The 14,686-nt window shown below is 72.5% G+C and carries 12 protein-coding genes; 3 read left to right on the forward strand and 9 right to left on the reverse strand.

Features of this window, described 5'->3' with window-relative positions; all coding sequences use genetic code 11:
- Positions 1-20 precede the first annotated feature (20 nt).
- The 6 genes from IF67_RS0121030 to IF67_RS0121060 form a co-directional block, all read right to left on the reverse strand.
- Positions 21-1,877 carry an FAD/NAD(P)-binding protein gene (locus IF67_RS0121030; protein ID WP_037839645.1) on the reverse strand — a complete coding sequence of 619 codons (1,857 nt, stop codon included), beginning with the start codon at positions 1,875-1,877 and terminating at the stop codon, positions 21-23.
- 98 nt (positions 1,878-1,975) lie between these two features.
- Positions 1,976-2,173, reverse strand: a complete 198-nt coding sequence (locus IF67_RS43805; protein ID WP_158713136.1) for a hypothetical protein — start codon at positions 2,171-2,173, stop codon at positions 1,976-1,978.
- Between the two features lie 167 nt (positions 2,174-2,340).
- A complete protein-coding gene (locus tag IF67_RS46330; protein WP_199812551.1) occupies positions 2,341-2,427 on the reverse strand; it encodes a class III lanthipeptide in 87 nt (28 codons plus the stop codon).
- Positions 2,428-5,109, reverse strand: a complete 2,682-nt coding sequence (gene lanKC / locus IF67_RS0121050; RefSeq protein ID WP_051818378.1) for a class III lanthionine synthetase LanKC — start codon at positions 5,107-5,109, stop codon at positions 2,428-2,430.
- Positions 5,106-5,879, reverse strand: a complete 774-nt coding sequence (locus IF67_RS40395) for a GNAT family N-acetyltransferase (RefSeq protein WP_051818380.1) — start codon at positions 5,877-5,879, stop codon at positions 5,106-5,108. The genes lanKC and IF67_RS40395 overlap by 4 nt, the downstream gene beginning before the upstream one ends.
- 15 nt (positions 5,880-5,894) lie before the next feature.
- Complete coding sequence (locus IF67_RS0121060) at positions 5,895-7,154, reverse strand: beta-ketoacyl-[acyl-carrier-protein] synthase family protein (RefSeq protein ID WP_030987860.1); 1,260 nt, start codon at positions 7,152-7,154, stop codon at positions 5,895-5,897.
- A 563-nt stretch (positions 7,155-7,717) separates the two neighbouring features.
- On the opposite strand from IF67_RS0121060, the gene IF67_RS0121065 reads away from it, so the two are divergent.
- Positions 7,718-7,897, forward strand: coding sequence for a DUF5708 family protein (locus tag IF67_RS0121065; RefSeq protein WP_030075520.1), 180 nt, complete (start codon positions 7,718-7,720; stop codon positions 7,895-7,897).
- A 60-nt stretch (positions 7,898-7,957) separates the two neighbouring features.
- On the opposite strand, the gene IF67_RS0121070 is transcribed toward IF67_RS0121065, so the two are convergent.
- Entirely contained in the window at positions 7,958-9,205 is a 1,248-nt protein-coding gene (locus IF67_RS0121070) for a helix-turn-helix domain-containing protein (protein WP_078889547.1), read from the reverse strand.
- 372 nt (positions 9,206-9,577) lie between these two features.
- On the opposite strand from IF67_RS0121070, the gene IF67_RS0121075 reads away from it, so the two are divergent.
- Together IF67_RS0121075 and IF67_RS0121080 are read left to right on the forward strand one after the other, a co-directional pair.
- Positions 9,578-10,234, forward strand: a complete 657-nt coding sequence (locus tag IF67_RS0121075; RefSeq protein ID WP_051818383.1) for a DUF1707 SHOCT-like domain-containing protein — start codon at positions 9,578-9,580, stop codon at positions 10,232-10,234.
- A gap of 14 nt (positions 10,235-10,248) precedes the next feature.
- Positions 10,249-11,085 (forward strand): ABC transporter permease, encoded by an 837-nt coding sequence (locus IF67_RS0121080; RefSeq protein ID WP_030987866.1) that lies wholly within the window; start codon positions 10,249-10,251, stop codon positions 11,083-11,085.
- Between the two features lie 290 nt (positions 11,086-11,375).
- Here the strand turns inward: IF67_RS0121080 and IF67_RS0121085 are convergent, their stop codons facing one another.
- Together IF67_RS0121085 and IF67_RS0121090 are read right to left on the reverse strand one after the other, a co-directional pair.
- The gene (locus IF67_RS0121085) at positions 11,376-13,109 is read right to left on the reverse strand and encodes a thiamine pyrophosphate-binding protein (RefSeq protein ID WP_030987868.1); all 1,734 of its coding nucleotides are present in this window, start codon (positions 13,107-13,109) and stop codon (positions 11,376-11,378) included.
- On the reverse strand, positions 13,106-14,347 hold the full coding sequence (locus IF67_RS0121090; protein WP_051818385.1) for an aldehyde dehydrogenase family protein: 1,242 nt from the start codon (positions 14,345-14,347) through the stop codon (positions 13,106-13,108). The genes IF67_RS0121085 and IF67_RS0121090 overlap by 4 nt, the downstream gene beginning before the upstream one ends.
- Between the last annotated feature and the right edge of the window lie 339 nt (positions 14,348-14,686).

Here is a 14,686-nt window from a genome sequence, read left to right on the forward strand (position 1 = left end):
GGGGGGTGCGGCCCCCGGCGTCACCCGTCGGTGAGCAGTCCGCGCGCCAGGGCGTCGTTCTGGCGGAAGTAGACGGCGTTGGTGTGCGGACGGGGGAACTGGGCCGGTCCGGCGATGATCCGGTCCCGGTGCACGGCGCCGTACGCATCGACGGGATGCAGACCCGCGCCGGACAGGTGCAGCATGCCGCCCGCTCCGTCCTCGGTGTGCTCCTGGGCCAGCTCGCCGCGGGACAGCAGGGCGCGCAGCAGGGGGTCGGTGACCCGGTCCGGGTCGGGAGCCGCAAGGCGGGCGTCGAGCAGGACGGCCGCCTCGTGCACGGCACCGGGCACGGCGGGGCTGCTCGCGCGGAAGACCGCGCCGCCCGGGGCGCGCTCCCCGGCCCCGTCCCCCGCCTCGTCCCCGTCCCCGTCCAGGGCCACGACCCGCATCTCGGGCCCCACGAACGTCACGATCCCCGCCTCGGCAAGCGCCAGCAGCTGTGCGGCGCGCAGCGGCGGCGGGCCCGAGCTGAGGTACGTACCGAGCGCGAAGTGCCGCAGCGCCGCCGCGACATGGTGGGCGTCCAGGCCCCCGGACCGCCACAGCTCCTCGATGACCGAGCCGACCCGCTGGAGGGCGTCGACCAGGGCGGTGTCGACACCGCGCGCCGGTCCGGTACGGCGTTGCAGCACCTCGGCGAGGTGGCCGCGCAGCTGCCGCTGGAGGTCTTCGGTGCCCGCGAACCGCAGCCCGGCCAGCGGCGCGGCCAGCCGGTCCAGGTCGAGGCGGTCGGCGGGGTCGGGCACCGCGGCACGGGCGAGTTTGGCCAGCCGGTCGGCGTCGGTGATCAGCACGGCGTACTGGGCGTCGAAGTCCTGCCAGCTCATACGGGTACGAGCGGGCTGTTCCGCGAAGAGCGCGCGGTAGTGGCACCAGCCCAGTTCGGCCACCACCAGCGGCCAGGCATCGCGGGCGAAGGAGGCGCCGGGCCGGTACAGCCGGGCGCGGCAGGCGTCGACGGTGGCGAAGCGGGGGGCGGCGGCCGGGGCCGTGGCCGGTGCCGCGGGCGCCGGTTTGGCCGGTTTGGGCGGCAGCGGAACGCCCCGGCGGGAGCCGGCGTACAGCCGCGGCTCGCGTCCGGACGGCAGATAGCGCAGCGCACCGTCCCGGGTGCGCGTGAAGCGGCCGCCGCGGCCCTCCGTCAGCAGCGCCAGACAGTCGATGAAGACCAGACCGAGGCCGCGGACGACGACGGGCGCACCGGCCGGGATGCGCTCCAGCGCCTCCGCGTCGGCGGGCCCGGGGCCGATCCGGGTCAGGCCGGCCGGCACGGGGGCGGCGAGGGTCTCCGTATGGCCCTGGGCGAACACCACCCGGTCGGCGAGGAAGGGGGGTTCGCCGGAGTCGAGGATCACCTGCTGGCGGCCCCGCCCGTCCGGTGCCGCCCCGTCGGCGGTGGTGCGCCGCAGATCGGTCACCCGGGCCCGGTGGACGTACAGCCGTACCGAGGCGGGCCGTTCACGGGTCACGGTCGCGAAGAAGTGGCGCAGGTAGCGGCCCTGGTCGCGGCGGGCGGCGTAGGCGCCGTCGTGGAGCGGGGCGTCGAGCCAGCCGGCGGTCGTGGGGCCGGGCCGCGGCGGCCCGTCGCACTCCACGCTCTCGTCCGGGTACATCGTGACCTGCTCGGCGGCGGAGTTCATCCACAGCAGGCCGGACTGGCCGGTGCGCCAGGTGCGGCCGGCACCCGGCGGGTACGGATCGACGATGTGCAGATCCAGGGGCCGGTCGCCGTACAGGGCCGGGACGTTGGCGAGGATCCGCTCGACGATCGAGGCGCCGCGCGGGCCGCAGCCGATGATGCAGAGGGAGCGGGCCGGGCCCGTGTGGTCGTTCAACTGGACTCCGTCCGTTGGCCGCTGTCCGGACGTGGGGTACACGCACAAAAGGGGGCCCGGTGGCCCGTGCGCGAAGCACGGGACCACCGGGCGCCGTGTCAGCAGCCGCCGCTGACGGTGGAACCGAGCGCCTGGGCGTCACGCTCGCCCGGCACCTCCAGACCCTGAAGATCCATGATGCTCATCTCGAACCCCTCCCTTCCGTTGTCCGATCCGGGTGCGTACAGTGCGTAGAGGACACCGAACTCGGTGTCAGCAGCCGCCGCTGACGGTGGAGCCGAGCGCCTGAGCGTCACGCTCGCCCGGCACCTCCAGACCCTGAAGATCCATGATGGTCATTGCGACACCTCCCTTCGGGGATGAGCAGGAACGGTGGACAGCGGAGCTGATGTCCCAGGTGCCGTTGCGGGACACCTGGAGCCGGCGGGACGGACATTGCGGTGCACGGCCCGCCGGCGTCACATCAGCAGCCGGTGCTGACGGTGGAGCCGAGCGCCTGGGCCTCACGCTCGCCCGGCACCTCCAGACCCTGAAGATCCATGATGGTCATTTACGACACCTCCCTTCCGTTGTCCGCAGTGCCCGCCGTCCCGGACGGGGCGGCGGGGGTCGCGGCGCCATGGGCGCCGCGGGCGCGCTCCGGGGCGGCCGAGTGAACGGCCGCGGCGGACCGCGAGTCGGTGAGGAACGGGAGCAGTTCGGTGCCCCGTTCGGCGGCGCCGAGGGCCAGCAGTACGCCGGCCCCGCCGGTGGCCACGTCCATGGAGATCCGGGCCCGGCCGTCACAGGGGAAGACCGTCGCGCCGTTCAGCGTCATGGCGTGCTGGTGAAGGTTGGTCAGATGGCGGCGCAGCTGCCGCTCGGCGGTCTCCGCGGGCAGCGGGACCCACTCGCGCAACGTGGCGAGGGTGCCGATCAGTCCGGCGCGTCCGCCCCACAGCCCCGATTCGATGACGAAGTCGGAGGAGCAGGCCCGCAGCAGGGCCGGCAGGGCCTCGCGGATCCGCGCGTCGTCGCGGTGGCGCAGGAGTTCGGCCGCCACGAGGGCGATGCCCGCGCTGCCGTTGTCGAGATAGGGCAGCAGCCGGAATCCCTCGTCGGCCTGAAGGGTGTCCTGCGGTCCTGACGCGCAGCGGTCGAGGTCGCGGTGGACGGCCCGGACCGCCTCGTCCAGCAGGCCCCGGTCGCCGGTGGCCCGGTGGGCGCGGAGCAGGAACAGCGCCGGTCCCGACCAGCCGTACATCAGCCCGGCGGCGTGGGTGGAGCCGCGTCGGCGCTTGTGCTCGACGGGCTCGGTGCGGGCCGCCGCGAGCCGCTCGGTGACCCGGTCGGCGAGGCCGAGGGCCTGCTGCCGCAGGGCGTCGCTGTCCAGCGCGTCGGCGAAGTGCAGAAGGTTCAGGCCGACGCCGGACAGGCCGCGGTAGAGGCTGGGGCAGTGGCGTACGGAGAGCCGGTCCGCGGCCCGGTCGAGGGCGCGCAGGGCCCCCTCGTCGTCGCCCAGCTCCCGTAAGACATAGGCCATTCCGTGCAGGCCGTCATAGAAGCCGGTCCGCTCGGCGGGGACCCGGTCGACGGCGGCGCGCAGCCAGGCCGCGCCTTCCTCGTCGCGTTCCCCGAGGACGGTGTGGCGGGCCCACAGGACGCCGGCCGCGCCGTGTCCGAAGCCCGCGCCGCCCTCGGCGAACTGGGCGAAGTCACCGGGGTACAGCCGGTCCGTGCGGTGCGGGGTGGCGCTGTCGCGCAGCCCGCGGCCGATCGAGGCCAGCACATCGGGCGGTGGGAACGCCCCTGGGGCGCTGCGGAGCGGGGAGGTCGTGTTGTCGTTGGGGGCGAGCTGCGGGGCCAGCCGTGCCACCAGGTCGCCCGGGAGGCCGAACCGGCGTGCCGCGGTGTCGAGCAGCGCCGACGCCTTGTCGGGGGCCAGCCCGCCGAGCGCGGCGAGCGGCAGGAACAGCCACAGCGCGATGGCGGCCAGTGCGTAGTGGTCACCGTCCGCGCCGGTGGCGTCGGCCCGGTGGAAGCCCGGGGCGCCGAGGCTGCTGGGGGTGGCCAGGTCGATCGCGTCGGCCACCTCGAAGTCCAGCAGGACGGGGATGTCGCCGGGCTGGATGATGAAGTTGCCCGGGTGCAGATCGCCGATGCGGACCCCGCGCCCGTGCACCGAGGCGATCAGCGCCTCGATCCGGCCGAACAGGGCCAGGGCGCGGTCCCGGTGGGCGGCCACGGCCGCCTCGTCGGGTTCGGGCACGGTCAGCGGATAGATCCCGGCCAGCCAGGACTGGAAGTCCTGCCCCTCGACCTCCTCCAGGACCAGGAACAGGTGGTCGCGGACCTGGAAGGTGCCGAAGGTGCGGGGGATACCGGGCAGTCCGGCCAGCTTCGCCAGAATCCGGTGCTCATGGGCGAGCCGGGCGACCGCGTCGCGGCCGACGCCGTCCGTACCCGAGTACGGCCGGCCCTCCTTGAGGACGACGCTGCGCTCCCCGGCGCCGAGGGCGTGGTCGCCGGCCGGCTCGGCGCGGTAGACGCCGCCGCCGTGCGAGAAGTGCAGCGCACCGGTGATCCGGTACGGGAAGTCGTCCACGGCCTGCCGGGCGGCCAGCGAGTCCTTGAGGATGTCCGGTGTCGCCACCCAGTCGGGGGTGTGGAAGACCGGGGCGCGGCGGTCCGGTTCCGGTGTGCCGTCGGGGCGCCGGAAGGCCGTCACCAGCTCGCCGTCGGCGTCTTCCATGTAGCGGGTGCGGAAGCCGCCGTAGCGTACGTACAGCGGGCCCTCGCGGAAGCGCAGATCGGTGAGGACGTACGGGCCCGGCCGGCCGCCGACGAGCGCGTCCAGACCTTCGAGGGTGCGGGCCAGCTCGGCCTCGTCCACGGGGTAGACGGTCAGGAGCTTGCCGGCGGAGGAGCGCTGGGCGTACTTGCGGCTCAGGGCTCGCAAGACGTTGGCGCTCTTGAGGTACTTGAAGGCGATGCCGTGCCGGGTGCAGTAGGCGGCGACATCGGCGAGGGTGCGGTGGGCGTCCTCCTGGGCCGCGCTGACGTGGATCTTCCAGCCCTGGTCGGGGAGGTGGTCCTCGGGCGGGCGGCAGAAGGTCCAGGCGTCGTTGTCGTCGCGGGTCCAGCCGTCGGGCAGCGGCGGGGCGGGGAAGCGGGTGGCTTCCAGGTCCCAGTTGCCGGGCCAGTCGAAGAAGGTGCGGTCGGCCAGGGCGAAGCTCTCGGCGCCGTCTCTCATGCGGCACCTCGCGCGGGGGCGGCGGGGGCCGGGACGGGCTCGTCGGTCCGGGCGGTGTCATGGAGTCCGTCGGCACGGGCGGCGGTGCCGGGCGTGGCCCCGTCGTGCTGTGCGGGGGCGTCGTCCAGGAACTCCGCGAGCGCGGTGCGCCCGGTCGTCGTCAGATGCTCGGCGAGGACGGCGCGGGCCTGGGCCTTGTCGTCCCCGTCCACGAAGTCTTCGAGTCCGACGGCCAGTACGCGGTTGCCGTCGCTGGGCTTCAGCGAGGCGTAGTGCTCGTCGCGGAGCAGCCCCCACACGATCGAGTCGTGATACGCGCCGTCGAGATAGCAGTGGTCGCGCAGGATGCCCTCGACCACGAACGGGGTCTTGGTCATCAGCCGGATGATGCCCTTGTTGTAGCCGGCGGTCGTGACCTGCACCCGGTGCGCGTCGAGTTGGTGGAAGAGGTAGTCGACGAGCAGGACGACCGCCTCCGCGCCGTAGCCGCGGCGCCACAGCTCGGGGGAGCCGATCGCGCCGCCGACCGTGAAGCCGCCGATCCGGCCGCTGCGCTGGTAGCTGACGGTGCCGATGCCGTCGCCGTCCTTCGTACGGATCACCAGATGGTGGACCCGCCCCGAGCGGTTGGCCGCTTCGACCTCGGCGGCGCCCAGCAGTTCCCAGTCCCCGCTGAGCACGGCGGCCGGCGAGCCGGGCCGCAGCCAGGAGGCGATCGCGGCCCAGTCGTCGTCGCCGGGCCATTCCAAGGTCACCAGTCGTCCCTGCATGATGCGTCTCCCTCCTCAGCCTGTGTAGCGGGTCAGTACGAGTACGGCGTTGTGGCCGCCGAATCCGAACGAATTGCTCAGCACCACGTCACCGTCCCAGTCGCGGGCACCCTTGACCACCAGGTCGAGATCCGGTTCCTCGGGGTGGTCGCAGTTACGGATCGGTGGGATCTTGCGGTCCCGCAGCGAGAGCACCGCGGCGATGGCCTCGACGGCCCCGGACGCACCGAGCATGTGCCCGGTCATGCTCTTGACGGCGGTGATCGGCGTACGGGGCAGCTGATCGGGGCCGAGCACCTCGCGCAGGATCGCCGCCTCGATGCGGTCGTTCTGCACGGTGCCGGTGCCATGGGCACTGACCTGCCCGACCTCCTCGGGGGCCCGGCCCGCGTCGGCGAGCGCACCGCGCACGGCGCGGATGGCTCCGGCGCCGGTCGGGTCGAGGGCGGTCACATGATGGGCGTCGGTGGTGGCGGCGTACCCGGCCACCTCGGCGAGGATCGGTGCGCCGCGGCGCTCGGCGTGCCCGGCCTCCTCCAGGGTCAGGACGCCGGCACCGACGGCCATCACAAAGCCGGCGCGGTCCCGGTCGAAGGGCCGGCTGGCTCCTTCGGGGTCCTCGTTGCGGCGGGAGAGGGCCTGCGCGTTGGCGGTGCCGGCCAGGTCGGTGGCGGTGAGTGAATCGTCCGCGCCGCCGGCCAGGGCGATATCGGCGCGGCCGGCGCGGATCAGCTCGGTCGCCTCGCCGATGGCCACCGCGCCGGTGGCACAGGCCGCGGAGACCGCACAACTGGGGCCGTTGATCCCGTACTTGATGGACAGCAGGCTGGCCGGGTGGTCGATGGCGGTGAGGACCGAGTGGTACGGGGAGACCCGCCGCGGGCCCTTCTCCTTGAGGACGTCGTACTGCTGCTGGATCGCGTGGGCGGCGCCGTAGCCGGAGCCGATCACCGCGGCGAAGCGGTACGGGTCGATGCCGGCCGGCGGTTCGAGGCCGGCCGCCCGCAGGGCCTGGGCGGCGGCGACCACCGCGTACTGGGTGAAGCTGTCGCTGCGCCGGGCCTCCTGCGGGGTGAGGTAGCCGGTCGTGTCGAAATCGGTGACCTCCCCGCCGATACGGACCGGAAGGTCCGAGGCATCGAAGCGGGTGACGGGACCGAGGCCGCTACGGCCGGCCAGGAGAGCGGCCCAGAAGTCCGCGGTGGTGTTTCCCACGGGGGACACCACGCCGCAGCCGGTGACGACAACGCGCCGCCGATCCTCGCGCAACTCCATGGAACTCGCCTCCTACTTTTCTGCCCCGTTGTCACGCTTGGGGCGTCCTCATGACCAGAAACATGACAGGTGAGTCATTGTGCTGTCAACAGCTTTCACGGAAGAAGGTCAGTCAACGCGGCGCGCTTCTGCCGACCACCAGGCCTCGCACCAGCGGAAACGCTCTCAGGAGCATGACTGGCCGAGTCACGAAAATTGACTATGGCAGGCAGATGACTGGGGTTGACCGGTTGCGGGGTGCGTCCGGAGGGGACGGCAACGGACAAGGCCGGGGCGCCGGCGGGCGCCGGCGGGGCACTGACGGGGCAGGTGCCGGGCGGGCGCGGGGCGGGCGCGGGGCGCCCCTACCGCGCCCCCTGGCTGCCCCTGACCGCCCCGTTGCCGCCCGGCACGCCGCCTCCGTGCCGCCCCGCGCCGCCCTCTGGTCGGGCCGGGAGTACATAGAAAGTGACAGACCGCGGGGTGGAAAGTGCCTACCTGCGGATGATCCGAATGTGCCGGGCGGACGGGACGCTGGTCCGTACAACGAGCACCGACACCATCACAAGGAACGAGGGGAACTCATGAAGGGTATTGCCGTAGGTATTGTTCTGGCGATCGTAGGTCTGGTCCTATGGCTGACCACAAAGGAAGTGGAGACCCCGATCGTTTCGCTTCACAAGGCCGGGCTGATCCTGGCCATCATCGGTGGCGCAGAGGCCTTGTTCGCGCTACTGGGATTGGGAAAGAAAGCTAATAAATAAACGCGCATTGCGCGCAATAACGGCATTTTCGCCGCCGCGGCACTTTGGCCCCGGCGGTCGTCAGTCCCGCTTTTCGAGGAGGTCCGCCAGCCGTTCCCGGGCCCGCTCGGCGTGCCGGTACGCCTGGGCCCGCCGGAACAGCTCCGCGGAATACCGGAAGTGCCCGGCCGCCCTTTCCCGGTCCCCCACCCGCTCGCATGCCGCCGCGATCTCCAGGAGCGCGGCGGCTTTCTCATGGCTGCGGCCCGTATCGGGCAGCGCGGCCAGCAGCTCGCCCAGCGCAAGGACCCGGCCGCTGTCACCGGCCGCCTCCGCAAGGACCGCGTCCGCGGTCGTCAGCCAGAGCGGGAACTCCGGTTCCTGCGCCACCGAGGCCACGACCAGGCCGCGCTCGACGATGCTGCGGGCTTCCGCCGTCTCACCGCGGTGCAGCAACAGCAGGGCGTAATGCCCGTTGACCTTCTCCCAGAGCGGGAAGCCGGCGCCCGGGGTCACCCGGCGCCCACACTCCCCCAGCAGGGCGGCGGCACGCTCCACCTCGCCCCGGTCGCGCAGGTCGAGCGCCCGGTGCAGATCGATGGCGGCGCGCGGCCCGGGGAGCACCCCGTCCGCCGAGGGCCGGCCATGGTCGGTGTCGGGAGCCCAGTCCGGGCAGCCGCTCCAATACGCGCAGCGGGTGAGCACTTCGAGGACCAGCAGCGAGTGGAACCCGGTGCCGGGGCGCTGACCGGCGCATTCGAGGGAGCCGGTGAGGGCGTAGCGCAGCCCGTCCTGGACCCGGCCGGCCGACTCCAGCAGATCGGCCAGCGCGATCAGGGCGCGCAGCCGGGGCTCGGCGAAGGGCGCGGGAGCCGGGGCGTCCAGCATCCGCAGCAGGACCTCGGCGCCCTCGTCGGCGCGGCCGAGCGTGCCCAGTATTTCGGCAATGGCGAGCTGCGCCTCGGTGAATACGTCGTCCTGCCGGCCGCCCGGCTCCATCTCGGCCAGTGCGCGGAATTCGGACAGCGCACCCACGGCGTCCCCGCCGTCCCATTGCCTGCGCGCCGCCACCAATCGTCCGACGAGGTCGAGCCTACGGACCCGGCTGGTGGTTTCGGCCTGCTCTGCGGTGCCGGATATTTCGTCCACGCCGACCCCGAGGCGTTCCGCCAGGATCTTGAGTGCCCGGCCGCTGGGAATACGCTTCCCGCGTTCGACGAGCGAGATGTAGCTGGACGACATTTCAGACCCGGCAAGGTCGTGCTGGGTCATTCCAGCGCCGACCCGGAGCTCTTTGATTCTCCTCCCGGTGTCCGCCAGCTCAGGCATTCGACAAGCCCTCCGGATTTCGAACAGTGGATGACTCCGGCCGACTGCATCAAAACGGCGAGTCACAATGAGTGGTCGGTACTTTACCAAGCAGTCAAGAAGAAGTCGACCGATATTCGGATTCCTTCACTCGTCTTCACCGGGCCCGCCGAGATCATTTCGAGGGGGCTCGGCGCATTGTGCGGAGCCCCCTCGTGAGAGGCCGGTGCGCACAACGGAAAACCGGCCGCCGGGTACACCGAACTGTGTGCGGCGGCGCCATGGGTCAACCTTTCGATGTACTACCGCACGGCGATGCATACCCCCGCGGCGTCGTGGTCGGATGAGGCCGCAAGCGCCCCACCACCGCCGGACTCCGCGGAGGCACCACAGATGACGCAGCCCCAACGCCCCGATCTGCACAAGGATGTGGCGTCCCCGCACACCTCGTCGCCCTCGGTGCTGGCCTCGGACGCCGAGCGCGAGACCATGGTCGAACGGCTCCGCGAGGCCACCGCCGAGGGCCGGTTAACCCTGGAGGAGCTGGCCGAGCGCTCCGAGGCCGCCTATCTGGCCCGTACCCGCGCCGAGTTGATGTCCGTCGGCGAGGATCTGCCGCACGTGACACCCCCCGCCTCGGCGGGGACCGGCACCGGACAGCGCACCTTCCGCGCCACCTTCGGCGACCTCGTCCACCACAGTCCCGTGCTGGAGCACGGCATCGCGGCGACCGCGGTCTTCGGAGATGTGACCCTCGACCTGTGCGCCTCCCCGGCACCGTCCACCGGCGAGCTGACCATCGAGGCCCGCGCGCTCGTCGGCGATGTGCACCTGCTGCTGCCGGAAGGCGTCCGGGTCGAGATGAACTGCTCCAAGGTCCTCGGGGATCTGCGCAATCTGACCCGGGAGCACGCCGGCCCGGAGGCCATCACCCCGCTCGTACGGATCAACGGCTCCGCCGTCCTCGGCGACATCATCGTCGCCCACCCCGACAGCGACCGCCGCACGTACTGGCAGAAGTGGCTCGACGAGCGCCGCAGCCGGGCCTGAGCCGAGGAGAATCCGTGACGTCCCCTCAGGTACTGCCCCGCCCCGCACCGTCCGCCCCGCTCCTCGACGAGCCGCGGATAGGCCTGCGGGCCACGGTGCGGCACACCGGCGCGCTGGCCCGCCGCAATCTCCTCCAGATCCGGCAGAACCCGACGTCGATGACCGACGCACTGCTGATGCCGATCGTGCTGACCGGGCTGTTCGTCTTCGTCTTCGGCGGCGCGATCGGGGCCGGCGGCGACCGCGCGCAGTACACCACCTTCCTGATCCCCGGGCTGATGGTGATTCTCGGGATGACCATCGCCATGGCCGTGGGCGTCGGCGTCAACGACGACTTCCGTACGGGCGTGATGGACCGCTTCCGCACGATGCCCATCGCCCGCTCCTCGGTGCTGCTGGCCAAGGTCGTGGTGGAGACCGGCCGGATGCTGGTCGCCATCACGGTGCTCCTCGTCTTCGGCGCGCTGCTCGGCTTCGACCTCACCGGACACTGGCCGGGCCTGCTGGCCGCGGTCGCCCTGACCGCCGTCTTCGGCACCTCACTGGTGTGGGGCTTCATGCTGCTGGGCCTGACCCTGCGCACCGCTCAGGCCATCCAGGGGCTCTCGGTCGTGGTGCTGACCCCACTGCAATTCGCCTCCTCGATCTTCGTGCCGCCCGCGACCATGCCGGACTGGCTCCAGACCTTCACCCGCTTCAACCCCCTGACCCACATGGCCGACGCGGCCCGCGGACTCGCCCTGGGCGAGGGCCCGGTGGCCGGCCCGGTGTTCTGGACGCTGGTGTGGTCGGCGGCCCTCACCGCGCTCACCGCCCCGCCGGCCATCGCCAAGTTCCGCACCAAGACCTGACACCCGATCCCGTACGGAGCGGAGTACCTCCCCCGGCACGCCCTCGGCGTGGCTCCCTCCGTACGAAGAAGACGTGCCCGGCCTCCTCCGGCCACCCCCGGGCCGCAGGAGGCCGGGCACGCAACCCTCTCCCCCCGGGGCGGGGGGTAAGGGGCGTTGCCCGCCCTCTCGCATACGGCCGGACCCTCACCGTCGTGGCGCCGCGCCGCCGGGCGGGTTCCGCCTCGGCAGGCGACCGGCCACCGTGGTGAGGGTCCGGCGACAGGAACGACCCCTGGGGGTGTCTCCCCCTAGGGCGCCCCGTCCGGCTGAGGGCCCTCCCGCTCCGGGAAGTCCCCCGCGGAGGCGGTCATCCCCGGCGGGGTGTCGGCGAGCGCGGCCGCCACCTCCACCACGGTGGTGGTCCCGGCCGCGACCTGCCGCCAGCCGTCCGCCAGCGCCCCGGCCAGCTCGTCGGCGTCCGTCACCCGTCGGTAGCCCAGGCCATAAGCGCTGGTCAGGCCCTCGGTTCCGGTTGGGCGGGGGCGAGTGAAGGCGAAGCGCGAGCCGGTACCGGACACCCGGTCGAGGTTGGACTGGAGCCAGCCGTAGCCGCCGTTGTCGAGGACGACATAGAGGACGGCGGCGCCCGCGTCGGCGACGGTGGGCAGCTCGCTGCGGAAGAGGTTGAAGGCGCCGTCGCCGACCACCGCGACCACCGGCCGCCCGGCCGGCTCGGCCAGCCGTACGCCCACCGCGGCGGCCGCGCCGAAGCCGAGCGGGGTCTGCTCGCTGGGCACCACGGAGCCGCCGCCGGACCCCAGCGACCAGTGCGGGAAGAAGTACGACCACATGTCCTGGAGGCCGTTCTCCTGGACCAGGACCCGGTCGGCGGGGACGGCGCGGTCGAGGGCGGCCAGCACCCGGGCGACCGGCACGGCCCCGTCGGTCACCGTCTTGGCGGCCTCCTCGGCGCGGTCCGCGGCGCGCTGCACCAGCGCGGCACGCGCCGCACGGACCCGCGCCGGCCAGGCGTCGGCGGGCCGGTGACCGGCCAGCAGCCCCGCCCAGCCGTCCACGATCCGTCCGGCGTCACCCAGCACATGGGCGCCGGGCCGCTCCATGGTCAGGCTCTCCTCCCCCAACACGGCTTGAATCACCGGGAGTTGGGCGGCATCATCCGGCCAGCCGAAGGTGGCGGTCTCCTCCAGCCGGCTGCCCAGCGCGATGACGAGGTCCGCCTCGCGCCACAGCGCGTCCATCGGGGCGACCGTGTAGAGGCCGCTGACGCCGCAGTGGAGCGGATGGTCCTCGGCGACCGTGCCGCGTCCTGAGGCGGTGCTGAAGAGACCGGCGCCGATCCGTTCGGCGAAGCGCTCGATGCGGCGGCCGGTGTTGCGGTGCCGGGCGCCGCCGCCGACCAGCAGCAACGGCCGCTCGGCGGCGGCGATTCGCGCCGCGGTGGCGGCCAGCGCGTCCGGGTCGGGGGCCGGCCGCTGGGGCGTGGCCGGACGCCACGGCCCGCTGCGGGTGACCGGTTCGGCGGCGATCTGCTCGGCGAGCTCCAGGTAGACCGGCCCCGGAGCGCCGTTGACGGCGAGCGCGGCGGCCTTCTCCAGGGCGCCGGGCAGCCGCTCGGTGTGGTCGACGCGGGCCGCCCACTTCACGTACGGGCGGACCGCGGTCAGCTGGTCGAGCTCCTGGAAGGCGCCGGTGCCGAGCCGGTCGAGCCGGGTGCCGTCGGCGATGAGGATCAGCGGTGCGGCGGCGGAGCGCGCCTCCAGGACGCCGGTGAGCGCATTGGTCAGCGCCGGGCCCTTGCCGATCACGCAGACGCCGGGGCGGCCCGACGCGAGCGCGTAACCGGTCGCCATGAACAGGGCGTTGCGCTGGTCCCGGCAGAGCACCACGGTGGTGTCGGAACGCTCCAGCTCGCCGAGCAGCGCCATGTCGTCGCCGGGCAGCCCGAACACCACGTCGGTGCCCAGGTGGTGGAGGTGGTCGGCGATCGCGGCCCAGGCGGTGGGGTGGGTGTACGAGGTCATCGGCCGGCTCCCGGACCGTGGGCGGCGACGGCCTTGGAGATCAGCACGGGCTCGGCCCGCACTTCCTCGCCGTCGAAGATGTAGTTGGCCATCCGGCCGTAACCGCCGAACGGGGCGTTGCCGTCGTCGATGGACAGCAACGTGGTGTCGAGGGTGACGGTGGTGCGCCGACGCAGCGCCTCGACGAGGCCGGGGGCGTGGCCGTAGACGCTGGAGCCCAGGGCGCGTTCGGTGAACATGCCGGTGGTGAGGGTCGCGGCGAGGGCGTCCTGGTCGCGGTAACCGGCGATGTTGAAGATCGGGGCGAAGAACTCCGGTACGTGGGTGCGCGGAGTGACCTCCTCGCCGACGACGACGGTGGGGTCGAGCCGCCGGGCACGGAAGTCGACGTGCCCGCCGTGCACGATGCCGCCGCGGTTACGGGCGAGGAACTGCGCGCCGTCCTCCAGTGCGCTCTCGTAGAAGATCGGCCCGAAATCGGCGTCCGGGTCGGAGTACGGGCCGTAGCGCAGCCCCTTCAACTCGCTGACCAGGGCGTCGACGAAGGGGTCGAGCAGCGACTCATGGACGGTGAACAGGTCGGGGCCCAGGCAGTCCTGGCCGGTGTTGAGGACCCGGATGGCGATGGCGTCGCGGGCCGCCTGCTCGACATCGGCGCCGGGGGCGACGACGAACGGGTTGACGCCGGAGCCGAGGAAGAGGAAGAGCTGCCCGGGGGAGAGCTGGGCGCGGATCTGTTCGGCGTTGGCGTAGGCGCCGGTGAAGACGACGACATCGGCGGGGCGTACGTGATCGTGCAGGAATTCCCGCTGGCTGGCGCCGCTGAGGGTGATGGGCAGACCGTGCTGCTCGGCGAGCAGGGTGTGCAGCCGGTGCATCTGGTCCTTGACGCGGCTGGAGGGACGGAAGACCAGCCGGTCGGTGTAGAGCGCGGGGACCAGGAGGTAGAGGGCGTAGGAGTAGAGGATGACGTTCGACGGCATGAAGGCGGCCAGCCGGGGGACCCGGCCGGGCCGGTGGGCGGCCACCTCGTCCAGGGCCCCGTCGAGGGTGGCGACGGTCGACTCGATCTCGTAGCGCGCGGCGCGGTGGGTGGAGATCTCGCACAGCAGATCGTGCACGGTACCGGCGTCGTTCACCAGGAAGTCCCGGACCCGGTGCACGGCTGCCGCGCGTCGGCTGTCGGTGCTGTCCTCCGGCTCGGCGGCCACGGTCGGCCATGCGGGAGCGGAGCTCATATGTCCCTCCTCGGGGCGTAGTCCATGGAGGGTCAGCGTCAGCCAATAGTCATTTATTGTCAAGCATAGTCATTGCGCTCGACTGCCCCATATGACAAGCGGCCCCGCTTCCGGCCGGTCCACGAGCCCCCTCACCTCCCCGCCCTCCCCGGCACCGACCGCCCGAGCTGGCCTCTCAGCTGTCGCGATGCCCGCACAGCGGAAACGGGAATGGCGTACTCCGAAAGTGACAAAAAATGACTCCTGTCGGGCGCCAGACCATCCACAGGCGCCCCTGAGCGGACCTCCGATGAGTAGACTCGCGGTCATCACGTTCCCTCTGTCCGCAGCCGTCCGCGC

It is taken from the genome of Streptomyces sp. NRRL S-1813 (assembly GCF_000719605.1).
GTDB classification, from domain to species: domain Bacteria; phylum Actinomycetota; class Actinomycetes; order Streptomycetales; family Streptomycetaceae; genus Streptomyces; species Streptomyces decoyicus.

What these genes read in the sequence shown, in the direction of transcription:
- IF67_RS40395 (WP_051818380.1), bottom strand. Translation starts at nt 5,879, where the DNA reads ATGCAGGGACGACTGGTGACCTTGGAATGGCCCGGCGACGACGACTGG.
- lanKC (WP_051818378.1), bottom strand. Translation starts at nt 5,109, where the DNA reads ATGAGAGACGGCGCCGAGAGCTTCGCCCTGGCCGACCGCACCTTCTTC.
- IF67_RS0121065 (WP_030075520.1), top strand. Translation starts at nt 7,718, where the DNA reads ATGAAGGGTATTGCCGTAGGTATTGTTCTGGCGATCGTAGGTCTGGTC.
- IF67_RS0121070 (WP_078889547.1), bottom strand. Translation starts at nt 9,205, where the DNA reads ATGCCTGAGCTGGCGGACACCGGGAGGAGAATCAAAGAGCTCCGGGTC.
- IF67_RS0121085 (WP_030987868.1), bottom strand. Translation starts at nt 13,109, where the DNA reads ATGACCTCGTACACCCACCCCACCGCCTGGGCCGCGATCGCCGACCAC.
- IF67_RS0121090 (WP_051818385.1), bottom strand. Translation starts at nt 14,347, where the DNA reads ATGAGCTCCGCTCCCGCATGGCCGACCGTGGCCGCCGAGCCGGAGGAC.
- IF67_RS0121075 (WP_051818383.1), top strand. Translation starts at nt 9,578, where the DNA reads ATGACGCAGCCCCAACGCCCCGATCTGCACAAGGATGTGGCGTCCCCG.
- IF67_RS46330 (WP_199812551.1), bottom strand. Translation starts at nt 2,427, where the DNA reads ATGACCATCATGGATCTTCAGGGTCTGGAGGTGCCGGGCGAGCGTGAG.
- IF67_RS0121060 (WP_030987860.1), bottom strand. Translation starts at nt 7,154, where the DNA reads ATGGAGTTGCGCGAGGATCGGCGGCGCGTTGTCGTCACCGGCTGCGGC.